Source organism: Microbacterium sp. NRRL B-14842, from assembly GCF_050470785.1.
The window spans coordinates 1-24292 of sequence record NZ_JBFLUM010000008.1; the positions used below are offsets into that span (position 1 = coordinate 1).

Here is a 24292-nt window from a genome sequence, read left to right on the forward strand (position 1 = left end):
ACGAGATCGAGGTCGCCGGTCTCCAGCATGCCCACCAGGCTCTCCTCGGTCGCGACCGTCCAGGTGACGTGGGCGTCCAGGCTCGCGGCGAAGCCGTCGACGAGGGCGACGACCGGCCCGTGGGGCCGGCCGCCGTCTGTCTCGACCAGGCCGGGGTCGGGCGAGGTGCCGACCCGCAGCTCTCCGCCCGTGACTCGGTCCAGGGTGCCGTCCGGGTCTGCGGGGACCGTCGCTCCGCACCCGCTCAGGGCTGCGGCCACGATCAGGCCGACCAGGGCGCCGACCAGGCGGCGTCCGGCGGGCGTGCGTCGAATCCTCTCACTGCTCACGGACTCAGGATGACGCGTGGCGCCGTCCGGTAAAGGTGTTGACGAGCGCCGTCGCGGAGGACTAACGGCTTGATGGTAAGGGTAGCCTTACCTATAGTGGAGGCATGAGCATCGCGTGCGAGCACCTCGAGGATCCGGACTGGGAAGCGATGGAGGGAGCCGTCCTCATCGCCGGGGACGCCGCCGATGTCGGAGCCATCGCCCGCGTCGCGTCCCGGCTCCCGTGGGATGCGCACGGCGTCATCCTCATCGAGGCGGCGGCCCGTATCCAGTTCCGGCACATCGACGTCCCCCAGGGGGTCTCGGTCCGCTGGCTCCTGCGCGCCGAGGGGCCGCGCGCCCATGCCCGCGGCGAGCGTCTCGCGAACGCCGTCTACGCGTGGTGCCTGGAGTGGACGTGCAGTGAGCCCCCGGAGCACTGGACGGTGTGGCTCGGCCCGCACACCCCGCCGCACGTGGCGCGGATGGCGCGCAGCCTCCTCGGCGTCGCGAACTGACCGACGCCGGCTTCAGCGGGTCGCGCCGACCACCGACGCCGTGGCGTTCGCGGTGATCGCGTCGAGCGCGCGGCGGAGCGCCGAGCTCGACGTGTGCGCGGTGTACGGGAAGTAGACGACCTCGACGCCCACCTCCGCGAACTCGCTCTCCAGCCGCAGGCCCTTCTCGGTGCCGCGCCAGTCGTCGCCCTTGAGAAGTGCGTGAAGCGCACGTCGCGCCAGGAGTCCATCTTCGACGGCGTCGTCTCGACGTAGACGTCGTCGACGAAGGAGATGTGCCGCACGATCTCGGCACGCTCGGCGGTCGGGATGACCGGCTCGATCCCCTTGACCTGACGCAGCATCTCGTCGCTCACCACACCGGCGATCAGGATGTCGCAGTGCTGTTTGGCGTGCCGCAGCAGATTGAGGTGCCCGACGTGAAACAGGTCGAAAGCTCCGACGGCATAGCCGATACGCGTCCCCATGATCTCCCCAGATCGATCATTCCCCAGTCGAACGGATCCCCACCCGTTCGTCGCGACTCCCACAGCCGCAGACGACACTCTAGCAGGAACATGTCCTGCGGCCCATAGGAACCCATGGAACGATGGATGCCGGAGCCGATGGGGCTGCGGAACGAAGGGGACCACGTTGGGGGCAGGGGTCACGGTCATCGTGCCGACGTACAACGAGCGCGACAACGTCGCCGAACTCGTGGAGCGGACGGCGGCGGCATTGGCGGGACGGGACGCCGAGATCCTCTTCATCGACGACAGCACCGATGACACAGCGGCCGAGGTGGAGCGCCTCGCGGCCGACGCCCCGATCGCGGTCCGGGTGCTCCATCGCGCGGACAACGTCGGGGGCCTCGGCGGGGCGGTCGTCGTCGGCCTGGGGGCCGCGAACGGCGACGTCTGCATCGTGATGGACGGCGACCTCCAGCATCCGCCGGAGCTCCTGCCGACCCTGCTGGACCGGTACGCGGACGGCGACGCGGACGTCGTCGCCGCCTCCCGCTACATCGGCGGCGGAGACACCAGCGGCCTCGGGACGGCCGTGCGCTTCGGCGTCTCCCGCGCCGCCACCTGGCTGACCCGCGCGATGTTCCCGCGGCGGCTCGCCCGGAGCACCGATCCGATGACCGGGTTCTTCCTCGTCGACCGGCGGCGACTCGATCTCGCTGCCCTGCGGCCGCAGGGCTTCAAGATCCTCCTGGAGATCCTCGCCCGCACCGATCTGCGGATCGCGGAGGTCCCGATGGAGTTCGGCGAACGCCGCCACGGTACCTCGAAGGCGAGCCTCCGGCAGGGGGCCACGTTCATCGCCCACCTGGCACGGCTGCGCTTCGGAAAGATGTCCCTGTTCGCCGCGATCGGCGTCCTCGGCGCCATCGCGAACCTCGCGATCATGTGGGCGCTGACCGCCGCGGGCGTGCCCTACGTGTGGGCGGCGATCATCGGCGCCGAGGTCACGATCGTGGGCAACTTCCTGCTGCAGGAGCGGTTCGTCTTCGCGGACATGCGCACCGACGCCCGCAGCGCCGCGGCACGCTTCGCGGCCTCGTTCACGTTCAACAACGTCGAGGCGGCCCTGCGCATCCCGGTGATGGCGCTCATGGTCGAGACGTGGCACATCTCCAGCGTGCTCGCCACGGCGCTCTCGCTCGTCGTGGCGTTCTTCGCCCGCTTCCTCTTCCACTCGCTCGTCGTGTACGCGCCCCGTCGGCGACGGGAGGAGCGGGAGGCGGCGGGTGAGCCGGAGCCGGACACCGCGACCCTGCGCATCATCCGCGCCATCGACGCGGAGGCGATGAAGCCGGGCGAGCTCTAGGCGTCGTCGGCGGATAGGTAGTCCGCGAGGGCCGCATCCGCATCCCTCGGCGTCCAGCCGGTGGCCGTGATCCGGGCGAGGTCCAGGACGCTGTTGCGCGGACGCGGCGCGATCGGTCCGGCCTGGTCGGCGAAGTACTCCTCCGTCGTCACCGGGGTGACCGCGGCCGGGTCGTGCCCGGTCAGCCGGTAGACCGCGCGGGCGATGTCGGCCCAGGAGCGCGGTTCGCCGCCCCCGGTCACGTTGTAGAGCCCGAACGGCGCCGAGACGTCGAGCAGGTGCCGGATGGCCGCGGCGAGGTCCGCCGTGAAGGTGAGCCGCCCGATCTGGTCGCCGACGACCCGCGGCGCGACGCCCCGCTCCGCCAGCGAGGCCATCGTCCGCACGAAGTTGCGGCCGTCGCCGATCACCCAGGAGGTGCGCAGGATGTAGTGACGGGGCACGGTCGCGATGATCGCGTCCCCCGCCGCTTTCGTCTGCCCGTAGACACCGAGCGGACGGACCTCGTCCGTCTCCGTGTAGGGGCCGTCCTTCGTGCCGTCGAACACGTAGTCGCTGGACACGTGCACGAGCGTGAGGCCGTTCTCGGTCGCGATGCGGGCGAGCGCGGACATGCCCGTGACGTTCGCCGCCCAGGCCTCGGCCCGCCCCTCCGCGGTCTCGGCGTGGTCGACGGCCGTGTAGGCGGCCGCGTTGATGATCGTCCCGTAGTCGCGCCAGCGCCGTGCGACGGCCAGCTCGGGGTCGCGGAGGTCGAGCGTCTCCCTGGTCGTGTACTCGACGTGCTCCGCGTCCCCGAGAGCCGCCCGCAACGCCAGGCCGAGCTGACCGGACGCCCCGACGACGAGGGTCTTCCGCGGGCCGATCGGGGTCACGTCGGCCAGTCGAGGATGCGCCCGGTCCTTCGGGGAGATCTCGACCTGGTCGAGCGGGATCGGCCACGCGATGGCCGCCGTCTCGTCGGCGAGATTGAGGAAGGAGTACGCCGCGTCCGGCGACCAGTGGTCGTTCACAAGGTAGGTGTAGGCGGTGTCCGCTTCGAGCGTCTGGTACGAATTGCCGACGCCGCGAGGCACGAGGATGGCGCGCGACGGGTCGATCTCCGCCGTGAAGACGCGCCCGAAGGTCTCGCCCGCCCGCAGATCGACCCAGGCGCCGAAGATCCGGCCGGTGGCGACGGAGACCCACTTGTCCCACGGTTCGGCATGGATGCCGCGGGTGGTGCCGATCGCGTCGTTGAACGAGATGTTGTTCTGCACGGGACCGAAGTCCGGAAGGCCGGCGGCGACCATCTTCTCGCGCTGCCAGTTCTCCTTGAACCAGCCGCGGGCATCGCCGTGCACCGGGAGGTCGACGAGGAGCAGGCCGGGGATCGGCGTCTCGGTGATCGTGAGCGCCTTGCCGAACGCGGTCATCACTGCCCCCGGGCGGCGTAGAACGACTCCGTGGCGTCCTTGGCCGGCGCCCACCAGTCCTCGTTCGCGCGGTACCACTCGATGGTGGAGGCGAGGCCCGACTCGAAGTCGGAGAACCGCGGCGCCCAGCCGAGCTCGGTGCGCAGCTTCGTGGAGTCGATGGCGTAGCGCAGATCGTGACCGGCGCGGTCCGTGACGTGGTCGTAGGCGTCGGCGGGCTGGCCCATCTGCGTGAGGATCAGCTCGACGACGGACTTGTTGTCCTTCTCGCCGTCGGCGCCGATCAGGTACGTCTGGCCGATCTCGCCCTTCTCCAGGATCGTGAGGACGGCCGAGGAGTGGTCGTCGGCATGGATCCAGTCGCGCACGTTCTGTCCGGCGCCGTACAGCTTGGGTCGGATCCCGCGCAGCACGTTCGTGATCTGGCGCGGAATGAACTTCTCCACGTGCTGGTACGGGCCGTAGTTGTTCGAGCAGTTGGAGATCGTCGCCTGCACGCCGAACGAGCGCACCCAGGCGCGCACGAGCAGGTCGCTGCCGGCCTTCGTGGACGAGTACGGCGACGAGGGGTTGTACGGCGTCTGCTCCGTGAACCGTGCCGGGTCGTCGAGCTCGAGGTCTCCGTACACCTCGTCGGTGGAGATGTGGTGGAACCGGCGATCATGCCGACGGGCGGCCTCCAGCAGCGTGTACGTGCCGATGATGTTGGTGTCGAGGAACGGCCGTGGGTCGTGCAGCGAGTTGTCGTTGTGGGACTCGGCGGCATAGTGGACGACCGCGTCGGTCCGGGCGAACAGGCTGTCGACGAGCGCGGCGTCGGCGATGTCCCCCTCGACGAGTTCGACCCGGTCGGCGGGGAGACCCGCGAGCGAGGCGCGGTTGCCGGCGTAGGTGAGCTTGTCCAGCACGGTCACGTGCGCGTCCGTGTGCGCGACCACGTGGTGCACGAAGTTCGATCCGATGAAGCCGGCGCCGCCGGTCACGAGCAGGCGGGTCATCGAGCGCCCCTTTCGAGCAGTCCGAGCAGGTAGGTTCCGTAGCCCGACTTCACGAGGGCTTCCGCGCGCGTCCGAAGCGCCTCGTCGTCGAGGAAGCCCTGACGCCAGGCGACCTCCTCCGGCACGCCGATCTTCATCCCCGTGCGGCGCTCCATCGTACGCACGTAGTCGGCGGCGTCGGTCATCTGGTCGAAGGTCCCGGTGTCCAGCCACGCTGTCCCGCGGGGGAGGACCTCGACCTGCAGCTTGCCCCGTTCGAGGTAGGCCCGGTTCACGTCCGTGATCTCGTACTCCCCGCGAGCGCTGGGCGCCAGGTTGCGAGCGATCTCGATGACGTCGTTGTCGTAGAAGTACAGGCCGGGCACCGCGTAATTGCTCTGCGGGGCGGCGGGCTTCTCCTCCAGGGAGACGGCCTGGCCGTCGGCGTCGAACGCCACGACTCCGTAGGCTTCCGGCTCCGCCACCCAGTACGCGAAGACCGCGCCACCGTCGATGTCCGCGAAGCGCTTGAGCTGCGTGCCGAGGCCCGGCCCGTAGAGCAGATTGTCGCCGAGGACCAGCGCGACGCTGTCGTCGCCGATGAAGTCCGCGCCGATGGTGAACGCCTGGGCGAGGCCGTCCGGCGACTCCTGCTGCGCGAAGGACAGGGAGACGCCGAACTGGGAGCCGTCTCCCAGCAGCCGCTCGAAGTGCGCGGCGTCGTGCGGCGTCGTGATGATGAGGATCTCCCGGATCCCGGCGAGCATCAGGGTCGACAGCGGGTAGTACACCATCGGCTTGTCGTAGACCGGGATCAGCTGCTTCGAGACCCCCAGCGTGATGGGGTGCAGCCGCGTGCCCGAGCCGCCCGCCAGAATGATGCCCTTCATATATGTCCCCCTCGTGAAACATCGATGCTCGTGGCGGCGTCACTGAGAGGACGGCCATCCCCTGCCGTCCGACGACCCCCACAGTCGTACGCTCGACTCTAGCGGAGAACTCCCCCTTTACACCGCCCGGGCCGAGGTCCATAGTGGGCCTCGTGGGATCCGAGGACAGCCCGGCGCTGTCCGTCACCTGGGCGCACCGTGCCGAGCAGTCGGCATCCGCCTGGGCGCGCGCACACGCCAGGGGAGAGGTTCCGAGCGTCTGGCCCTACGGGCTGGACGCTCTTCGCGACCACGCCGTCGTGGAGGTCGATGAGCTCCCCGACCCCGGCCGGATCGCACGGCTCCGCGCACGCGCCGGCGTCGGCCCGCGGCCCCGTGCCGGGTTCGCCATCGCGTGGGACGAGAACACCGCCTATCGTCTGCAGATCCTGCGGCCGCGGACGCGGTACGCCGCTGGCGTCATCTGGCTCACCGACATGGCGGCGGCCGGCGCTGCACCCGGTCGACTGGTGGCGATGCTGCGGGCGGCCACGGCGCTCTGGGTGCTGAGCGAGGCACAGGTCGTGCCCCTGCAACGGCTCCTCGGGGCCGACGCGCCCCGCATCTTCGTCGTGCCGTTCGGGATCGACCACGAGTTCTTCGGCGCGCGGCCACCCGCCGCCCGACCCCGGATCGTCAGCGCCGGCAACGATCGCGACCGGGATCCCGCGACGCTGTACGCCGCGCTCGCCCTGGTCCTCGCTGCGCGCCCGGGAGTCGACGTCGTCGTGCAGTCGCCCTCCGCGCTGCCGCCTCCGGAGGGCGTCCGGCTCGTGCGTCGGCTGCCGCACACGGAGCTCCGCGATCTGTACGCGACCGCGAGCGTCGTGGTGACCGCGACCCGCCCCAACCTCCACGCGTCAGGGATGACCGTGGCGCTGGAGGCTCTGGCCACGGCCCGCCCCGTGGTGGTCTCGGACACCCCTGGCATGCGCGATTACGTCAGCGCCCGCACCGGTGTCCTCGTCCCGCCGGAGGAGCCGGAGGTGCTGGCGGAAGCATTGCTCGGAATGCTGGACGATCCCGACCGCGCCGCCGAGCTGGGTCGGCAGGGCCGGATCGAGGTCGAGCGCCGCTTCACGACCGCGACGATGGTCGACGCCCTCGTCCGCGGTCTCCGAGCGGACGGCTGACGTCGACGCTCAGACCGAAGGGGGCACGTCGCTGATGATGTACTTCGTCTTGCCGCCCGTGTAGGGCAGGGAGTCGACGAAGTCGGTGCGCACCGGCACCTCGTTCGCGATCCGCTCCTGCAGTGCGGCGACCGCGCTCTCGATCTGACTCCGCGCCTCCGCGCCGTCACCCTCCACGACGCGGATGGTGATCGAGTGATCGGCGAGCTGGTGGATCTGGAAGAGACGCACGGCTTCCGGGTGTGCGGCGAACATCCCCATGAGGCGGTGCGCGAGCACGGTACCGCTGGGGAGACGGATCATGTCCGTCGTCCGCCCCTGAGGCTGCTCCATGAGCGGGAGGGCACTGCCGCAGCGGCAGGGTTCCGATCGCAGGATGCCCTTGTCGCCGGTGCGATACCGGATCAGCGGGAAGACCCTGTTGCGCAGATCCGTGATGACGAGGTCACCCAGCTGGCCGGGGGCTGCGGGGGCCCCGTCCTCGTCCACCACCTCCACCCGGCGGACGTCGGCGAAGACGTGGAGACCGTCGCGATGAGCGCATTCCCCGGCGATCCATCCGAATTCGGAACCGCGATACTCGTCGTGGACGGGAGCGCCGAAGACCGACTCGAGCCGTGCGCGGACGGAGGCCGTGAGCGGCGCCGCCGTCGTCGCGATCGCCTTCGGGATGGGGACGCTCAGCTTCCGGCGCTCCAGGAAATCGGCGAACTCCAGCATCGCTCCGACGTACCCCTCGATCAGGCGCGGTCGCGTCGCGGTGAGTCGTCGATGGAACGCTTCCATCGTCTGCTCCGAGATCAGACCGGCGTCGAGGTAGACCTGAGTGGTGGGCCACCAGGCGAGGTCGTTCTTGATGGTCGCCAGCCGCCCGAAGTTCCAGCGACCGACCCGGGCGAGGTCGTCGTACGGCTCGATCCCCCACCAGGAGTACATCCTCCAGCTCAGGGCCAGAGCCGGCACCCTGGCGTCGTGGAGGGTGGCGAGGGGCTCTCCCGTGCTGCCGCCCGTCAGAGCAGGTCGCGCACTGGCTTCCGTCGCCTCGGGCGTGCGCATCTCCGCCGCGTGCTGCTTGACGGTCGCCCGGTCGAGGATCGGCAACGACGCCCAGGCTTCCGGATCGGTCAGGGAATCCGGGCGGACGCCGAGCTCCCGGTAGCGGGCGCCGTAGAACGCGGAGGAGTCCATGGCGAACGCCGCGATGTCCCGAGCGAGCCTGTTCTGCATACCGGCGAACTCGGCCGGGGCCAAGTGCTCGTTCGAGAGGAGTTCACGGTGGAAGGCTCCCGCTCTCGCCCGTACGGTCGCGGCCTTGGCGCGGAAGAACGCGCCCTTCAGTGATGCGGACATGGATGGAGCCTCTCGTCATTGAGCGGGCGGGTGGGAGGGTGGGTCAGACGCGGTGGCGGCGCCGACGCTTGTGTGCGACGCCCTCGCGGAAGGCGTCCCGGTGGGCACGGCCGGCGTCCGCCCATTCGCGGCGGGAGAGGTCGGGTGCCCCGGTCAGCGTCGATGCCGCCCGCCAGGCCTCGACCACCGCTGCGGCGTCGAGGTCGCCGTCGTACAGGAGCACCCACTCGGCGCCCACTTCGCGCGCCAGCGCCTCATTCGCCTCGTTCCGCGGCACCAGCACGGGCCGTGCCATCGACAGGGCGGCGAGGACGCTGCCCGAGTTGTGCATGAAGCGGTAGGCCAGAACGATCAGCTCGGAGGAGGTGGCGAGCTGGACGAGCTCGGCATCGCTCAGGAAGTCGAGGTGCAGTTCGACGGCGGGGAGACCGGACGTCCGTTCACGGAGGTCGTCGCCGAGCTCGGGGGTGGAGGGGCGACCGCCGATCTTCAGGCTCAACGTCGGCTCGATCGTCACCGCCTCCGCATAGGCGTCGATGAACCCTTCGAGCCCTTTGTAACGACGCACCCCGCCGAACGATCCCAGCCGACCGGGCACACGCTCGGCGGAGGGGAACGCGGCGTACCAGTCGCGGTAGTGACCGTGCAGGATGAGGCTGTGCGGCGTGCCCGGAGGGAGCGGCGTCGTCTCGTTGATGACGATCCGATAGTCGGTGTGCCGATCGATGGACCGCAGCAGCCACAAGCGTGGCGCGTTGTCATCGGGAAGCTCGATGTTGTGGACCGTCCGCACCACGGCGATACGTCGAGACAGGCGGTGCCTGGCGACGAGGGCCGCCGTGAGGAGGAACTTGCCGGTGGACTTCCACCAGGTCGATCCGTGGAGCTTGGCCTCGGGCCAGTGCCAGTGGAAGGCGTCGTAGCGGCCGAAGAGGGCGGTCTTCCACGAGAACCGGAGATGCTCCAGGCCCTCCGTCGTCCCCAGGGCCTCGTCGAGCATCTTGTTGTACGGATTCGTCGTGGGGCGCGGGGCGCCGAGGGACTGCATCACGCGGATGCTCGACGCGGATTCGGTCATCGTGTTGTCCTCCGAGGGGCGACGGTATTCGTCGTAGCGGCGGCCGAGAGCGGCGGCGATGGTGCCGCGGCCGCGGTGGATCAGGCGGGTGCCGCGGGCGTGATGGGCGATGTTCGAGGTCGCGGCGCCGAAGGCTCGACGTGCTGCACCGACGACGATCCGGGCGATCCCACCGATCAGGGAGCGCACCCGGAGCAGACCGCGGCGCAGCCTCCCTCGGGTGAGCTGCAGGTCGATGCGGGTACCGGCATTGGCCGAGCTGAACGCCCGCTGCGCCGCCCACGCGCGGCTGAGGCGCGCGGCGACGACGAGGTCCTCGGTCTCGGACTCGTTGCACCAGACGATGCGGCCGCCTCGGCCGACGAGTTCGCGGGTGAAGAGCGTGTCCTCGCCGCCGCCGAGCCCGAGGGACGGGTCGAAGCGCACGCCGAAGCGGCGCACCGCTCGGAGGTCGAGCAGCAGGTTCCCCGCCGCGGCGACCGAGAGCACGGTCCCGGTCGGGCGGGGCGGACGACGGAACGTGCCGGATGCGAGCAGCCAGGGATCGACGTCGTCGTCGAACACGGAGATGACGCGGCCCATGACGGCATCCGCGTCGAACGCGCGCCAGGTGGTGATCAGCGCCGAGAGCCAGCCGGCACGGGGGACCTCGTCGTCGTCGATGAAGGCGAGCAGGTCGCGGTCGGCGCACTCGTCCAGCAGCCGGTTCCGCGCGGCCACGATGCCCGGCGTCGGCTCGACGACGTACCGGACGGGCAGGGCGGCGTTCGCGGCCACCTCGCGCGCGGAGCCCGCGGCGTCGTTGTCGACGACCAGCACCTCCACGTCCACGCCGAGGTCCGCACACTCCGCGATCCGGTCAGGGAGTGCGCGCAGCAGCGCCGCCAGCAGCTCCGGCCGTCGGTAGGTGGGTACGCCGATCGTCACGGCGATCGCGTCGCCCGTCCCCGGTCCCCTCGTCATCCGCCTCATCCCCATGGCAGTCGTGCGCCTGTCTCCCCGCGCCGGCTCATCGTACCGTGAACGACGGGTGCGCCGAGCCGCCTCTGGCGTATAGTCGGTGTCCTGGGAGTCGACGCCGGTCGCGACTCTGGGGAATTCGACCGGCGACCCGAGCGGACCGTGTGGGCGGATCCGGGGGGAGGATCGCGTGTCAATCGTGCACGGACGGCTGGCCGTCGTCGTCGTGAACTACGCCTCGGCGCGGCTGCTCGAGCGCAACCTGGTGCTCGTGGAGCGCGAGGCTCGTGCCGTCGACGAGGAGGCCCTGGTGGTCGTCGTCGACAACTGGGCCGGTGCCGCGGAGCGCGAGGCCGCCGTCGCGGTCGCGGAGGCGCACGGATGGACCCTCATCACCCCCGAGACGAACAGCGGATTCGGCGGCGGCGTCAACATCGGGGTCGCGCGGGCGCTCGCCGACGGCGCGACCGACGTCCTCGTGATCAACCCGGACGCGCACATCGACCGTGCGTCTCTGGCGCGCCTGGCCGCGGTCACCGCGGCCTCGCGCACGACCCTCGCCTCGCCGGTGATCACCGACTCCGAGGGACGCACCTGGTTCGCCGGCATCGACCTCCTGCTCGACGACGGCACGATGCGGGCGCGTCGCAAACGCCGGGCGGACGACGCGCGCCCCTACGAGCCGTGGCTGAGCGGTGCCTGCCTGTGGATCACCCGCGAGGTGTGGGCGCTCTCGGGCGGCTTCGACGACGAGTACTTCCTCTACTGGGAGGACGTCGACTTCTCGCGCCGGGTGGTCTCGGCCGGGGGGACGCTCGTGCTCGTCGAGGAGGCGACGGCCGTGCACGACGAGGGCGGCACGCAGCGCGCCGAACCCCAGCTCGCGAGGGCGAAGTCGGAGGGCTACTACTTCTACAACATCCGCAACCGGATGCTGTACGCGGTCCGGCACCTCGACGACGAGGCCGTGCACCGCTGGCGCCGGTCGATACCCCGTACCGCCCGCGAGGTGATCCTCCGCGGCGGCCGCCGACAGCTGCTGCATTCCGCCGCTCCGCTGCGCGCCTACGTCCGCGGGGTGCGCGAGGCCAGACGGATCGCGCGCCTGTCCGGCACGGAATCGAAGGGAACGTCATGGTCGTAGACGCCTACCGTCAGCTCGCCAGGGCGCAGAAGGGCCATGCCCGCGGCGCCCCCGCCTACTCGGTCTACGTGAACCGCAGGCTCGGACGCGTGCTCGCCGCGCTGGCGTTCCGGCTCGGCCTCACGCCGAACCAGGTGTCGATCATCAGCGCCGTCCATTCGTTCGCCGCCATCGGCCTCATCGCCTTCGCCCCGGTCACGGTGCCGCTCGGGCTGCTCATCGCGCTCCTCCTCGTCCTCGGCTATGCGTGGGACTCCGCGGACGGTCAGGTCGCGCGGCTCCGCGGCGGCGGGAGCCCGCAGGGCGAGTGGCTGGACCACTTCATCGACACGCTCAAGATCGCGTCGCTGCACCTCGCGGTGCTGATCGGCCTGTACCGGGTCCTTCCGGAGTCGCCGGCGCTGCTGCTGATCCCGATCGTGTTCAGCATCGTCGCCTCGACCACGTTCTCGGGCATGCTCCTGAACGACCTCCTCAAGGGCAAGCACGCCGTCGCGTCCACCCATGAACGCGGCGGAGGCACCCTGCGACGCTCGCTCATGCTGCTGCCGACCGACTTCGGGCTGGTCTGCCTCGTCTTCGTCCTCTGGGGCTGGACGCCGGGATTCCTCGTCGCGTACAGCGCGCTCTGCGCCGCCGCGGTCCTGTTCCTCGCGCTCGCCGCGGTGAAGTGGTTCCGCGAGATCGGAAGGCTCGGTGACCCGGCATGACCGGCGGCTCGATCCTCATCGTGTGCGCGGCCAACGTCTGCCGGTCGCCGCTGGCCGAGCTGGAGCTGCGGCGCCGGCTCGGGGAGGGCTCCTCGCTCTCGGTGCGCAGCGCCGGCGTGCGCGCCAACGACGGAGACCCGATCTGCGCCGACGTCGCGTCGCGGCATGCCGACGAGGACTGGCGGGCACGGGCGCAGGCGCATCGAGCCCGCGAGGTCACCCCGGAGATGCTGGCCGCAGCCGACCTCGTGCTGACCGCCTCGCGCGATCTCCGAGGGGAGCTGGTGCGGGCGGCGCCGGAGCACCGCGACCGGATGTTCACGCTGCGTGAGGCCGCGCACCTCGGCGTCGGGTTCGCGCCCGGCGGCTCCGATGTCATCGCCGACTACGTCGCTCACCTCGACCGGGCACGGACGCGTGCGGTGCCCCTCAGCGGCTCGCCGGGTCGCGGCGGCGGGCTCCGGCGTCTCCTCGGTCGTCGCTCCGTCGAGGACCCTGCCTCCATCGCGGATCGGCACGGGAGTCGGGGTCATGCCGGCACCCTCTCCGAGGTCGAGCAGGCCGTCGACGCGATCGGCGGGCAGCTCGGGAGACAGCGCCGACACTCCTCCTGACCGGAGGGTTGTGGTTTTCCACGGTCCGCACTACCATTAGCCGACGCCGTGTTCTGCATGGCTGGGGGGAAACCGGAGCCGAGGGGGCTCCGGCTGGGGATCTGGGTTCTGGGGAGCTGCAGTGTTCACTGTTTCAGCATGCCGTTCTGGGGACGGCTCATCACGCGCACGCCGTGCGCTTTTCATCGCGCCCGTCGTGGCGCTCGCGCTCGTGTTCGCCGGATGCACGGCGGCACCGGACACCGCGGCGTCGCCGGAGCCCGAGGGCACCAGCACGACCGACTGGACGCCGCCGGCCGATCCCGACGCCCAGGGGCCCACCGAGGCCCCCGCGCTGACCGAGGAGAGCGGTGCGCTGGACGCGGAGATCGCGCTGTCCACCGACATGGTCGTGACCGTCGACGACATCTCGACCACCGAGGTCACCCCCGAGACGCCGGGCGAGTATGCCGGCTCCGCCGTCGTGGTGACCGTGAAGGTCGCCAACGACTCGAAGCGGGCGCAGAGCATCGACTCCGCCGTCGTCAGCCTCGTCACGGACGACGGCGACGTCGGGGTGGCCACCACCGCGGGTCCGAACGAACCTCTCCATGGAGAGCTGGCCGCCGGCGACGAGGCCACGGGAACCTACGTCTTCATGCTCGACCCCACGAAGGGTCGCGCCGTGAAGATCAGCGTGAACTACGCCGCCGGCGAGCCGGTGGCGACCTTCGCGGGCGAGCTCTCCTGAGCCGTGGGCGCGACGACTTTCACCGCGTCTCGTACGTGACATTTTCGAAGAAGAGAAATCTGGGGCTGGGGAGCAACATGGGTAAGACATCCACTTCGAGGCGGGCGCTGAGCGCACTCGCGTCGGTCGTGACGGCGGCGCTGCTGATCACGGGCATGACCACGCTGGGGGCGACCGGGGCCGCGGCGGCGGATTCGCCGTCGACGCCGCCGCCGCTGCTGCAGCGGAACGACGACGTCGTGACGTCGGACCCGATTCCGACCGTGCAGATCGACAACGGCTACGTGTGGTCGCAGACCACGATCGGGTCGACCGTCTACGCGGTGGGCAAGTTCGACAACGCCAGGGCGCCGCTCGCCGTACCGGGGACCAGCCTCACCGCCCGGTCCAACGTCCTCGCATACGACATCAACACCGGTCAGCTGCTCTCGTTCGCACCGCAGGTGAACGGCGTGATCAAGGCCGTCGCCGCCTCGCCGGACGGCAGCCGCATCTACATCGGCGGCTCCTTCAACTCGGTCAACGGCCAGACGCGCTGGAACTTCGCCGCGCTGGACGCCGTGACCGGGCAGCTGGTGCCCGGGTTCTCGCCCTCGATCGGCGGCAGCGGCGTGTACGCCCTCGCCACCTCGGGCTCGAGCGTCTACGTCGGCGGTCTCTTCACGCAGGGCAACGCGACCCCGCGGAAGAACCTCGCGGCCTTCTCGGCGACGAACGGCGCGCTGCTCAGCTGGGCGCCGCAGACCGACCTCCAGGTCGACGCCATGGTGATGGACCCGGCGGGTCAGAACGTCATCGCGGCCGGCCGCTTCTCCCAGGTCAACGGCGACCTGACGATGCGCGGCACCGTCGCGCTCGACAAGACGACCGGCGCGGTGGACAGCGGATGGGCGCTGCCGCAGACGGTGAAGAACGGCTCGAACACGGGCGCGAACTCGGGCAAGGCGGGGATCTTCGGCCTCGCGGCCGACGCCAACGCCGTGTACGGCACCGGCTGGGTCTACGCGGATGCGGCCACCGGCAACCTCGAGGGCACCTTCGCGGCCGAGGCCGGAAGCGGTCAGGTCCGCTGGATCGCGGACTGCCTGGGCGACCACTACGGCGTCTACTCGACCGGCAAGACGGTCTACACCACCAGCCACACCCATGCCTGCAGCACCATGGGCATGCACCCCGAGCAGAATCCGCGCACGCACCGTTACTCGGAGGCGTACACCGCCGACGCCCGCGGTCTGCTGGGCAACCAGCCCGCCGCCGGAGGCACGTACAAGAACTGGGCCGGGACGCCGGCGCCCTCGGCCTACGCCTGGACGCCGGACTGGGCCGTGGGCGTGACCACGGGCATGGGTCAGGCCGGACTCTCGATCACCGGTGCGGGGAACATGATCTCGATCGGCGGCGAGTTCCGCTCCGTGAACAACGGCCGCTTCGAGGGACTCGTGCGGTTCTCCACCAACCCGCCCGGCGGCGCGAAGGACGGCCCTCGGCTGTCGGGGGCGAACTGGACCGGCACGGCGCAGTCGTTCATCCCTGGACGCGCGCGGATCTCGATCCCCGCGAACTGGGACCGTGACGACCTCACGCTGACCTACGAACTGCGTCGGACCGGCACCACTGCCCCGGTGGCCACCGCCACCGCCCGCGGCACCTGGTGGGACCGCCCCTCGGTGAACCTCGAGGACAAGACCGCAGCTCCCGGATCGACGCAGGAGTACACCGTCGTCGCGAAGGACAGCGCGGGCAACTCCGTCTCCAGCCAGGCGATGAGCGTGACCATCGCGGCCGGTGCCGTGTCGAACTACGTCAACGCCGTCACGGCGGACGGCCCGCAGCTCTACTACCCGCTCGGCACCGCCGCGCAGGACTGGGCCGGGTCCAACACCCCCGTGTTCGGCACGGGCGTCACCGCCTCGACCTCCGGGGTGGAGAACACGGCGACGGGCGCCTCGACCTTCACCGGGACGAGCGCGGGACGCGTGGCCTCCGGGAGCAAGATCGCCGCGCCGTCCGAGTTCTCGACCGAGCTCTGGTTCAAGACCAACACCACCAGCGGCGGCAAGCTGATGGGCTACGGCGCCGCGGCGTCGGGTGAGTCGACCAGCTACGACCGTCATCTCTATATGACGAACAACGGGCGTCTCGTCTTCGGCACGTACAACGGCAGCACGCAGACCGTCCAGAACGACGCCGCGCTCAACGACAACGAGTGGCACCACGCCGTCGCGTCGCAGAGCGCGGAGGGGATGAAGCTCTACGTCGACGGCAAGCTCGTGTCGTCGCTCGCGGGGGCCACCACGGCGGAGAACTACACGGGATATTGGCGTATCGGCGGAGACAACCTCGCCGGATGGCCGTCCGAGCCGAGCTCCAAGTACTTCAAGGGGGCGCTGGATGAGGTCGCGGTCTACCCGTTCGCCCTCACGGCGACCCAGGTGAAGACGCACTACGGAATCGGCAAGGGCTTCCAGGCCCCGACCGCTGCCTTCACCGCCACGCCGACCGACCTCGCCGTCGCGTTCGACGCGGAGGCTTCGGCGCCCGCGGGCTCGGCGACGATCGCCGGCTATCGGTGGGACTTCGGCGATGACTCGGCGACGGCCACCGGCAAGACGACGAGCCACACGTACGAGGCGTCCGGCACCTACACGGTGGCGCTGACCGTCACGGACAGCAACGGACTCGCCACCACGGCGGAGAAGCAGGTCGTGGTGAAGGCACCGAACGTCCTGCCGACGGCGGCCTTCGAGACGACGGCGAACGGGCTGTCGGTCTCGGCCGATGCGTCCGCCTCGACGGACTCCGACGGCTCCCTCGCCTCCTACGCATGGAACTGGGGGGACGGCACCACTTCGACCGGTCAGGTCGCGACGCACGTCTACGCCACGCCGGGCACCCGCACGGTGACCCTGACGGTGACCGACGACCGCGGCGGGAGCGCGTCGACCACACGACAGGTCGAGGCGACGCATGCCGACCCGGTCGCCGCCTTCACCGCGACCGCGTCGGGGCTGAGCGTCAACGTCTCGGCAGCCGGATCGAGTGCGTCCGACGGCGCGACGCTGTCCTACTCGTGGAACTGGGGCGACGGGTCTCCCGCCGGTTCCGGGGCCACGGCAGGCCACACGTACGCCGCGGCCGGCGCGCATGACATCACCCTCACCGTGACCGACAGCCTCGGCGCGTCCAAGGCCGTCACGAAGACCGTGACCGTGACCGCGCAGGTCTTCGCCGCGTCCGACGCGTTCGGTCGTGTCGTGTCCAGCGGCTGGGGCGCCGCCGACAAGGGCGGCACCTGGGCGCCGATGAGCGGCTCCGCCGCAGCGCTCTCCGTCGGCGACGGCGTGGGCAAGGTCAACCTGGCACCCGGTGACACAAGGGAGATGCTGCTGCAGGGCACGTCCCTTCTCGACACGTCCGCGCGGATCACCTACACGCTCGCCTCCGGGCCCTCCTCCGGGGCGGCGTACGAAGGTCTGGGCGCACGGCGTTCCGGGTCCTCGGGCTACCGGGCTCTCGCCTGGCACCGTCCTGACGGCACCACCTGGCTCGTGATCCACCGCAACGGCACGGCGATCGCCAGCACCGCCGTCTCCGGTCTCTCCTGGAGCGCGGGCAGCTCGTTCTCGCTCCTGATGGAGACGACCGGGTCGTCCACCACGACCATCCGCGCCAAGCTGTGGGCGGCGGGGTCTGCGGAGCCCGCCAACTGGCAGCTCACCACGACGGACGCGACGCCGGCTCTGCAGGTCGCCGGTGCCCCGACGGTGTTCTCCTACCGGTCGGGCAGTGGCACCGGCACCAACCTCGCCAGCTTCGACGACTTCACGCTGAAGAACCTCGGCACGCCGGCGCCGGAGCCCGAGCCGCAGCCCGAACCGGAGCCCGCGAACGTCGCTCCCACCGCCGCGTTCACCGCGACCGCGACGAACCTCACGGTCGCCGTGGACGGCAGCGCCTCGACCGACTCCGACGGCACGATCGCCTCGTACGCGTGGGACTTCGGCGACGGGACGACCGGCACCGGTGCGACCACCAGCCGCACCTACACCGCGGCGGGGACCTACACCGTCACCCTCACGGTGAAGGACGACAAGGGCGCCACGCACACCACCAGCAAGCCGGTGACCGTGACGGCGCCTCCCGTCGACCCGCAGCCCGAACCCGAACCCGAACCCGAGCCGCAGCCGGCTCCGGTGGCGGACGACGGCTTCGACCGCACCGCGGGGCCCGGCTGGGGCACCGCCACGGTCGGCGGGGCGTGGACGATCGCCGGCGGTTCGCAGGCGGCGGCGACCGTCGCCGACGGCCAGGCGAAGCTGAACCTCATCGCCGGCGACACCCGGCATGCGACGCTCAACACCACGTCCGTCGCCGATGCGGTGCTCGAGACGCAGTTCCGGGTCGATCAGGCCCCGGCCGCGGGTGGCGCCTATGTCGGCGTGATCGCGCGGCAGTCGGCGGCCGGGAAGTACTTCGTCCGCGCCTGGCTGCGTCCTGACGGCACGGTCTGGCTCGTCGTGCACCGCGAAGGGACCGTCCTGCGCACGCAGGCCGTGCCCGGACTGGTGTGGGCCGCGAACACCTCGTACAACCTCGAGGTGTCCGTGACGGGGACGACGTCGGCGACCCTCTCCGCCAAGTTCTGGCCGACGGAGACGACGAAGCCGGCAGCCTGGCAGATCACCACGACCGACGCGGCACCCCTGGGTGCGGGTGCGGTGGGACTGAGCGGCAACCGCTCTGGCAGCGCGACCGCGCCGCTCGGCGTGTCGTTCGATTCGTTCCGCGTCACCGCACCGCAGTAAGATCCTGACGCATGGCCACTGCTGTCCCGATCGCGCTCCTCGCCTTCGGTGGAATCGCGGCAGTGGCCATCGTCGTGTTCGCACTCCGGCTGCTCCCGCGTACCGCCTTCGTCGTGTGGGCGGTCGTGCTGTTCTTCGTGCCTCTCTGGGTAGGGGTGAACATCAGCTTCTACTGGGCGGCGATCACCCTGCTCACCGTCCTGCTGATCATCGTGAACTGGTCGGTGGTGCCGTTGCGGGCGGCCGATGCCTGGGTCGCCGCGTTCGTCCTCGTCGTCGTCGGGTTGTACGGGTTCGGCGCGGTCGACCTGGCCTCCCTCGTGGCATCGCTTCTCGAGTGGGTGATCCCCTACATCTGGGGGCGCGTGGTGCTCGCTCGCATGACGACCGAGTGGGTCACCTCGACGATCGCGGTCGTGGCGATCGTGGCCGCCGCTCTCGCGGTCGTCGAGTTCCTCACCTCCTTCAACCCCTTCGTCCTCATTCCCGGGTCCGGCGTGGTGTACGACACATGGAGCCCGCTGCAGGAGCGCGGCGGGGTGCTGCGTGCGGAGGGGGCGTGGGGGCACTCGATCGCGCTCGGCGCCGCGCTGGCGATGTCCTCCGCGTTCGTCGTGGCGACACGATGGCGACTGTTCCCGAAGATCGCCGGCATCGTGCTCATCGCCACCGCCACGGTCTTCACATTCAGTCGGGCGGGCCTGCTCACACTGGTGTTGACACTCCTCCTGTCCACCTTCCTCATCGTCGGGGTCTCGACGCGCTTCCGGGTGACGGTGGCCGTCGCCGGGGTGATCGGCACCGCGATCGTCATCCCCGTCATCGATTCCGTCTTCGGTGCCGCGGGGGACGAGGCCGGAGGCAGCGCCGACTACCGCACGGACCTGCTGGTCCTCCTGGAACAGGTGCAACTGTTCGGGAACCCCGGCGACTGGCATTCCCTCGTCTCCGGCGACTACTACCTCGGATACTTCGCCCGGTCGGTGGACAACGCCCTCGTGCTCACGCTCCTCCGGTACGGGTACGTGCCGACCCTGCTCATCATGGCGGCCGTCGTCTGCGCGGCGCTGATGGCCGTGCGGCGCTCGACGCGGAGTCCCGCCGCCCTCGCCGTCGTCGGACAGCTCCCGAGCCTGGTCGTCGTCGCCCTCATCACGCAGTACAGCATGTTCCTGTGGTTCTGCGTCGGGCTCGCGGTGACCTGGGCGCGCGACGCCGGAACGCGATCCACCACCGCGGAAGAGGCCTTCCTGCGGGATCTCGGGACGGCGTCACCGCCGGCGACGACCGGACCCGCTCCACAGGTGCGGCAGACGTGAACGGGCCGTGCAGATGGCTCCTCTAGAATCGAGACCTCAGGGGGAATGGGGAGTCATGGCCGAGAGCCGGGTCAGCCTGCGTGTCATCGCGGGCTCGCTGCGCAAGTTCTGGTGGTTGATCGTGCTGTGCGGCGTCGTGGGCGCCGCGGGGTCGTACGGATACGCGTCGCTGCAGACGCCGTTGTTCCAGGCGACGACCTCGCTGTACTTCGCGCTGAACCAGGGCACGAGCGCCTCGGACCTCAACCAGGGCTCCGTGTACACCCAGAGCCAGATGCTGTCGTTCGCCCAGCTGGCGACGAGCTCGCGCGTGCTCGATCCGGTTATCGAGGAGCTCGAGCTCGACACGACGCCCCGCGCGCTCGCGAGGGACATCGAGGTGACCATCCCGCAGAGCACCGTCACCCTGCGGATCACCGGCATCACGGACGGCCCGGAAGCTGCGGCCGAGCTCGCGAACGCCGTCGCCGAGCAGCTCATCACGGTCGTCAAGGACGTCGCTCCGAAGGATCCGCAGGGCGAGTCCACCATCACCGCCGAGGTCATCGACGACGCCGTCGTCCCCGAGTTCCAGTTCACTCCGAGCAAGCCCAGGGACGCGGCCCTCGGCGGTTTCCTCGGAGGCGTGCTCGGCCTTGCGGCCGCCGTGCTCATCGGTGTGCTGGACACCCGTGTCCGCAACGAGGAGGCGCTGACGCAGGCCGGCGGGGATCCCGTGCTCGGCGTCGTCTCCAAGTCGCCGCTGCTGGAGGCGCGGGGAATCGCCGTCGCCCAGGAGCCGCTCGGCCACACCTCGGAGGAGTTCCGCCGCATCCGGTCGGCGCTCGCGTACGCGAACGTGTCGTCCCGGGTAAAGGTGCTGCTGGTGACCTCCGGTATGCCCGCCGAGGGCAAGTCGACCGTGTCGGTGAATCTCGCGATGACCCTCGCCGCGCTCCGTAATTCCGTCCTGCTCATCGACGCCGACATGCGCCGCCCGCGTGCCCACGAGCACGCCGGCATCGACGGTTCGGTCGGACTCACGAGCGTCCTGCTCGACGAGGTGGAGTTCGAGGTGGCCAAGCACCGCGTCGCGGACACCACGCTGGACATCCTCCCTGCCGGGACGATCCCGCCGAACCCCGCCGAGCTGCTCACGTCGGCGCGCATGGCACAGCTTCTCGACTTCGCCGCGGCGGACTACGACTACGTCGTGATCGACTCGCCCCCGACGCTGAGCGTCGCGGACGCCAACCTCCTGGCCACCCAGACGGACGGTGTCATCCTCGTCGTCGACGCCACCAAGACGCGGCGGGCGGCACTGGCGAAGAGCATCAAATCGCTGGAATCGGGCGGCGCCCGCATCCTCGGCACGGTCCTCAACCGTGCGCGTCCGGACCGGCATCGCAGCGAGTACTACAGCGAGTGAGCGACCCGCCGTCCTCCCGGGGGGAGGCGTGCAGCATATCGGCGGAAGGGCTCGAATCGTTTGCCATCGTCCAGACGGGCGGTTATTCTTCATGGGTTGCGAGGGGGGCTCGCACTTTGTCGCCGGGGTTGAAACTGCGGCGAAGCGTGGGTGATCGTGTATTCCACCCCAGAAACGGTGACATCGTGTCCTTTCCGTTCCCTGTTCGTCTCTCATCGCCAGCGGCGCCACGGCGTCGCCATCGCCTGCTCGCGGGTGCCCTGGGCGTCGCCGTCGCGCTCTCCGGAGTGCTGATCGCCGCACCGGCCTCCGCGGCGGTCGCCGCCGCCTCGCCTTCGGCCCGACCGGCGGCAGCGTCTGCGGGTCCCCTCCTCTCCGACCCGATGAACCGCACCGTCGCCTCCGGCTGGGGCGCCTCTCCCGTCGGGGCCTGGCGTGTCGTCGAGGGTGCGTCGAGTGTCGGGAACGGGCAGGCGATGCTCGCCAGCAGGAAGCCCGGGATCACGGCGCGGGCGACCGTGGCCGGGGTGACCGCGGCGGATGTGTCGAGCCGCTACACGGTGACGGTCCCTGCCCTCCCCGTCGGCGGTCCGCTCTACCTGGCCCAGGCCGTCCGCATCGTCGGCAAGGACTCCTACGGTGTGCGTCTCCGCGTGCACCCCGACGGCTCCGCCTACGTGTCCGTGGTCCGGATGACCGACCTCACCACTGTGCAGAACCTGAGCGAGCGACGACTCCCCTTCCCGGTGACGACGGGCATGTCGCTGCGCGTCGCCCTCGACGTGACCGGGACCAGTCCGGTGACGCTCGCGGCCAAGGCCTGGGCGGCAGATGGGGACGAGCCGTCCGCGTGGCAGGTGACGCACGCCGATTCCTCGGCCACGCGGATCACGGCCGCGGGTGGTTACGGCTTCGCGCTGTACACGTCCTCCGGAGCGAAGGCCGCCGTCCCGCTGGCGATCGACGACGTGCTCGCAGCCGCGCCCGCGCCGGTCGCGACTCCGACTCCGACTCCGACGCCGACGCCGACGCCGGCTCCCGCCCCCGCGCCGAACCCGGCTCCCGCGCCGAACCCGCTTCCGGTTCCCCCGGTGACGCCGACCACCCCGGTGACACCCGCTCCGCCCGCCACCCCGGCCGGTGTCCGCGGGAAGCCGGGCGCCGCCGCCCCGGGGTCGCTGTCGTACCCGGCACCCGCCACCGCGATCTACGCGGCGCCGGCGGATCGGACGGCGCTGCCGGTACGAAGAGCTCGCCGGTGCGCACGATCGCGGCCGCGCTGCGGCTGGTACCGAACGGCGGCACCATCGTGCTCCGCGGTGGCACCTACCACGAGGAGATCGTCGTGCCGCCGCAGAAGCGCGTCACGATCCAGCCCGCTCCGAACGAGGCGGTCTGGATGGACGGCGCGAGGACCGTCACCGGCTGGAAGCCCGCAGGCAAGACCTGGACGGTCGACGGCTGGGGGACCGCGCTCGACTCGAGCCCCACGTACACGAAGGGAGCGCCCGACAACACCCAGCCGGAGTGGCGCTTCGTCGATCCCGCGCACCCGATGGCCGCGCATCCGGACCAGGTGTGGGTCGCGGGCGTGCAGCTGCGGGAGGTCGCCTCCGCCGCGCAGGTCGTCGCCGGGACCTTCTTCGTCGACGATCGGGCGAAGCGGCTCGTGATCGGCACCGACCCGACGGGCAAGCCCGTGGAGGCGAGCGTGCTCACCCAGGCGCTCTCGATCCGGTCCGCCGGATCCGAGGTGCGCGGCATCGGCATCCGCCGGTACGCCACCAGCGTGCCCCAGATGGGGACCGTCATCGCCGCAGCGAGCGACATCACGCTCGCCGACGTGACGATCCGCGACAACTCGACGACCGGCTTCTACTCCTGGGCGCCGAGGACGACGTTGACGCGCGTCTCGTTGATCGGCAACGGTCTCCTCGGTGGCGGCGCCTCCCAGGCCGACGGCTTGAAGGTGAAGCAGATGCTCTCCGTCGGGAACAACGCCGAGCGCTTCAACCACTCCCCGGTGTCCGGCGCGTTCAAGGTCACCCGGACGCGCGGAGTGACCGTCACCGACAGCGCGTTCACGGGGAACGCCGGTCGTGGTCCGTGGTTCGACGAATCGGTCATCGACATCGTCTTCACGGGTAACGACGTGATCGGCAACACCGGTCACGGTGTCATGGTCGAGCTCTCGGAGCGGGCGGTCGTCGCCGACAACATCATCGCCCGCAACGGCGACTTCGGGCTGTTCGTCCTGAACTCCGGCAACGTGAAGATCTGGAACAACACCTTCGTCGGCAACGCCAACCGGAACGTCAGCATCGGTCAGGACGGTCGCCGAGCCTCCGACCCGAACGCGGCGGGCCACGATCCGCGCACGCGCTTCGCGCCGCTGGCGCCGTGGATCGTGCGCAACACCGTGATGTCCAACAACGTCATGGCGGAGAGCGCGGGCAACTGCCTGGTCTGCGTACAGGACTACTCGACCACCTTCACCGGTGCGCAGATGATGTCGAGCGTGAACGGCAACCTCTACCACCGCACCGCCCCCGGCACGGCCCCGATGGTTCTCGGCCTGTCGAAGGGATCCGTCTCGCGGGATCCGGCGGTGGCAGACACCCTCGCGGCGTTCACCGCGGCGACGGGTCAGGACCGCCGCTCGCAGTTCGTGCAGGGAGCCTCCGTGGTGTCCGCCACGTACGTGCTGGCGCCCGCGCAGGCGCAGCGTCAGGCCGCAGTGGCGGTCCCCGTGCCGGCGGATATCGCCTCGGTATCGCGACTCCCCGGCAACAGCGCGACGCTGGGAGCCCTGCCGCGGTGACGATCTAGGTATGGGTTCTCTTCTCGCTGTCGGCGCCCGCGCGCTGACGATGGTCATCGCGCTGGTCTGCGGCGTTCTCACGACGCGGATGATCATCGGAGACGCGGGCGTCGGCAGCTTCGCCTCTACACGCTGCTCACGACGATCCCGTCGCTGCTGACCTTCACCGATCTCGGTAGCGGCGCCGTGCTCGTGAACGCCGTGGCCACGAGCGACGACGTGAGGACGGACGAGAAGCTCCGCTATCAGCTCACGTCGGTC

Annotated in this window: 18 protein-coding genes and 3 pseudogenes; 13 read left to right on the forward strand and 8 right to left on the reverse strand. The window is 70.5% G+C overall.

Annotated elements, in window-relative coordinates; translation table 11 throughout:
- Nucleotides 1-329: pseudogene (locus AB1285_RS17265) on the reverse strand (ABC transporter substrate-binding protein); the annotation flags it as partial.
- A gap of 104 nt (nucleotides 330-433) precedes the next feature.
- Between AB1285_RS17265 and AB1285_RS17270 the strand changes: the two are divergent.
- Nucleotides 434-826, forward strand: coding sequence for an SIP domain-containing protein (locus AB1285_RS17270; RefSeq protein WP_187663182.1), 393 nt, complete (start codon nucleotides 434-436; stop codon nucleotides 824-826).
- Between the two features lie 12 nt (nucleotides 827-838).
- Here the strand turns inward: AB1285_RS17270 and AB1285_RS17275 are convergent.
- Nucleotides 839-1293, reverse strand: a pseudogene (locus AB1285_RS17275) (adenylyltransferase/cytidyltransferase family protein).
- Nucleotides 1294-1459: 166 nt separating this feature from the next.
- On the opposite strand from AB1285_RS17275, the gene AB1285_RS17280 reads away from it, so the two are divergent.
- Nucleotides 1460-2638 carry a glycosyltransferase gene (locus AB1285_RS17280; RefSeq protein ID WP_232089168.1) on the forward strand — a complete coding sequence of 393 codons (1179 nt, stop codon included), beginning with the start codon at nucleotides 1460-1462 and terminating at the stop codon, nucleotides 2636-2638.
- Here the strand turns inward: AB1285_RS17280 and AB1285_RS17285 are convergent.
- From AB1285_RS17285 to rfbA, 3 genes are read right to left on the reverse strand one after another with little or no spacing between them, the layout of a single operon-like run.
- Nucleotides 2635-4053, reverse strand: a complete 1419-nt coding sequence (locus AB1285_RS17285) for a sugar nucleotide-binding protein (protein ID WP_370428941.1) — start codon at nucleotides 4051-4053, stop codon at nucleotides 2635-2637. The genes AB1285_RS17280 and AB1285_RS17285 overlap by 4 nt on opposite strands.
- Nucleotides 4053-5051 (reverse strand): dTDP-glucose 4,6-dehydratase, encoded by a 999-nt coding sequence (rfbB, locus tag AB1285_RS17290; RefSeq protein ID WP_187663185.1) that lies wholly within the window; start codon nucleotides 5049-5051, stop codon nucleotides 4053-4055. Before rfbB ends, AB1285_RS17285 begins: the two co-directional genes overlap by 1 nt.
- The gene (gene rfbA / locus AB1285_RS17295; protein WP_187663186.1) at nucleotides 5048-5920 is read right to left on the reverse strand and encodes a glucose-1-phosphate thymidylyltransferase RfbA; all 873 of its coding nucleotides are present in this window, start codon (nucleotides 5918-5920) and stop codon (nucleotides 5048-5050) included. Before rfbA ends, rfbB begins: the two co-directional genes overlap by 4 nt.
- Nucleotides 5921-6072: 152 nt before the next feature.
- On the opposite strand from rfbA, the gene AB1285_RS17300 reads away from it, so the two are divergent.
- Nucleotides 6073-7092 carry a glycosyltransferase family 4 protein gene (locus tag AB1285_RS17300; RefSeq protein WP_187663187.1) on the forward strand — a complete coding sequence of 340 codons (1020 nt, stop codon included), beginning with the start codon at nucleotides 6073-6075 and terminating at the stop codon, nucleotides 7090-7092.
- Between the two features lie 9 nt (nucleotides 7093-7101).
- Here the strand turns inward: AB1285_RS17300 and AB1285_RS17305 are convergent, their stop codons facing one another.
- Both AB1285_RS17305 and AB1285_RS17310 read right to left on the reverse strand, forming a co-directional pair.
- A complete protein-coding gene (locus AB1285_RS17305) occupies nucleotides 7102-8442 on the reverse strand; it encodes a phenylacetate--CoA ligase family protein (RefSeq protein WP_429977471.1) in 1341 nt (446 codons plus the stop codon).
- Between the two features lie 43 nt (nucleotides 8443-8485).
- Nucleotides 8486-10483, reverse strand: a complete 1998-nt coding sequence (locus tag AB1285_RS17310) for a glycosyltransferase (RefSeq protein WP_232089169.1) — start codon at nucleotides 10481-10483, stop codon at nucleotides 8486-8488.
- A 187-nt stretch (nucleotides 10484-10670) separates the two neighbouring features.
- Here AB1285_RS17310 and AB1285_RS17315 point away from each other — a divergent pair, with 187 nt between their 5' ends.
- The 7 genes from AB1285_RS17315 to AB1285_RS17345 all read left to right on the forward strand — a co-directional run bounded on the left by AB1285_RS17315 (nucleotide 10671) and on the right by AB1285_RS17345 (nucleotide 21210).
- Complete coding sequence (locus AB1285_RS17315; RefSeq protein ID WP_363444776.1) at nucleotides 10671-11624, forward strand: glycosyltransferase family 2 protein; 954 nt, start codon at nucleotides 10671-10673, stop codon at nucleotides 11622-11624.
- Entirely contained in the window at nucleotides 11615-12334 is a 720-nt protein-coding gene (locus AB1285_RS17320; RefSeq protein ID WP_363444774.1) for a CDP-alcohol phosphatidyltransferase family protein, read from the forward strand. Before AB1285_RS17315 ends, AB1285_RS17320 begins: the two co-directional genes overlap by 10 nt.
- On the forward strand, nucleotides 12331-12948 hold the full coding sequence (locus tag AB1285_RS17325; RefSeq protein ID WP_187663190.1) for a hypothetical protein: 618 nt from the start codon (nucleotides 12331-12333) through the stop codon (nucleotides 12946-12948). The genes AB1285_RS17320 and AB1285_RS17325 overlap by 4 nt, the downstream gene beginning before the upstream one ends.
- A gap of 196 nt (nucleotides 12949-13144) precedes the next feature.
- Nucleotides 13145-13678, forward strand: coding sequence for a DUF4352 domain-containing protein (locus tag AB1285_RS17330; protein WP_187663191.1), 534 nt, complete (start codon nucleotides 13145-13147; stop codon nucleotides 13676-13678).
- 77 nt (nucleotides 13679-13755) lie between these two features.
- Entirely contained in the window at nucleotides 13756-18483 is a 4728-nt protein-coding gene (locus tag AB1285_RS17335; protein WP_366237372.1) for a PKD domain-containing protein, read from the forward strand.
- Nucleotides 18484-18494: 11 nt separating this feature from the next.
- Complete coding sequence (locus AB1285_RS17340; RefSeq protein ID WP_370428392.1) at nucleotides 18495-19802, forward strand: hypothetical protein; 1308 nt, start codon at nucleotides 18495-18497, stop codon at nucleotides 19800-19802.
- Between the two features lie 55 nt (nucleotides 19803-19857).
- A complete protein-coding gene (locus AB1285_RS17345) occupies nucleotides 19858-21210 on the forward strand; it encodes a polysaccharide biosynthesis tyrosine autokinase (protein ID WP_370428391.1) in 1353 nt (450 codons plus the stop codon).
- 904 nt (nucleotides 21211-22114) lie between these two features.
- Here AB1285_RS17345 and AB1285_RS17350 read toward each other — a convergent pair.
- Nucleotides 22115-22411, reverse strand: coding sequence for a hypothetical protein (locus tag AB1285_RS17350; protein ID WP_429977547.1), 297 nt, complete (start codon nucleotides 22409-22411; stop codon nucleotides 22115-22117).
- A 30-nt stretch (nucleotides 22412-22441) separates the two neighbouring features.
- Between AB1285_RS17350 and AB1285_RS17355 the strand changes: the two are divergent.
- From AB1285_RS17355 to AB1285_RS17365, 3 genes and pseudogenes are all read left to right on the forward strand, one after another.
- Nucleotides 22442-22537 (forward strand): annotated as a pseudogene (locus AB1285_RS17355) (hypothetical protein); the annotation flags it as partial.
- A 228-nt stretch (nucleotides 22538-22765) separates the two neighbouring features.
- On the forward strand, nucleotides 22766-24031 hold the full coding sequence (locus AB1285_RS17360) for a right-handed parallel beta-helix repeat-containing protein (protein ID WP_429977546.1): 1266 nt from the start codon (nucleotides 22766-22768) through the stop codon (nucleotides 24029-24031).
- A 10-nt stretch (nucleotides 24032-24041) separates the two neighbouring features.
- Entirely contained in the window at nucleotides 24042-24191 is a 150-nt protein-coding gene (locus AB1285_RS17365; protein WP_429977545.1) for a hypothetical protein, read from the forward strand.
- The last annotated feature ends 101 nt before the right edge of the window (nucleotides 24192-24292 follow it).

Bases quoted from the DNA above. Each gene is read 5' to 3' on its own strand.
- AB1285_RS17270 (WP_187663182.1), top strand. From the start codon at position 434: ATGAGCATCGCGTGCGAGCACCTCGAGGATCCGGACTGGGAAGCGATG.
- AB1285_RS17285 (WP_370428941.1), bottom strand. From the start codon at position 4,053: ATGACCGCGTTCGGCAAGGCGCTCACGATCACCGAGACGCCGATCCCC.
- rfbB (WP_187663185.1), bottom strand. From the start codon at position 5,051: ATGACCCGCCTGCTCGTGACCGGCGGCGCCGGCTTCATCGGATCGAAC.
- rfbA (WP_187663186.1), bottom strand. From the start codon at position 5,920: ATGAAGGGCATCATTCTGGCGGGCGGCTCGGGCACGCGGCTGCACCCC.
- AB1285_RS17305 (WP_429977471.1), bottom strand. From the start codon at position 8,442: ATGTCCGCATCACTGAAGGGCGCGTTCTTCCGCGCCAAGGCCGCGACC.
- AB1285_RS17310 (WP_232089169.1), bottom strand. From the start codon at position 10,483: ATGACGAGGGGACCGGGGACGGGCGACGCGATCGCCGTGACGATCGGC.
- AB1285_RS17320 (WP_363444774.1), top strand. From the start codon at position 11,615: ATGGTCGTAGACGCCTACCGTCAGCTCGCCAGGGCGCAGAAGGGCCAT.
- AB1285_RS17325 (WP_187663190.1), top strand. From the start codon at position 12,331: ATGACCGGCGGCTCGATCCTCATCGTGTGCGCGGCCAACGTCTGCCGG.
- AB1285_RS17335 (WP_366237372.1), top strand. From the start codon at position 13,756: ATGGGTAAGACATCCACTTCGAGGCGGGCGCTGAGCGCACTCGCGTCG.
- AB1285_RS17340 (WP_370428392.1), top strand. From the start codon at position 18,495: ATGGCCACTGCTGTCCCGATCGCGCTCCTCGCCTTCGGTGGAATCGCG.
- AB1285_RS17345 (WP_370428391.1), top strand. From the start codon at position 19,858: ATGGCCGAGAGCCGGGTCAGCCTGCGTGTCATCGCGGGCTCGCTGCGC.
- AB1285_RS17360 (WP_429977546.1), top strand. From the start codon at position 22,766: ATGGCCGCGCATCCGGACCAGGTGTGGGTCGCGGGCGTGCAGCTGCGG.
- AB1285_RS17365 (WP_429977545.1), top strand. From the start codon at position 24,042: ATGGGTTCTCTTCTCGCTGTCGGCGCCCGCGCGCTGACGATGGTCATC.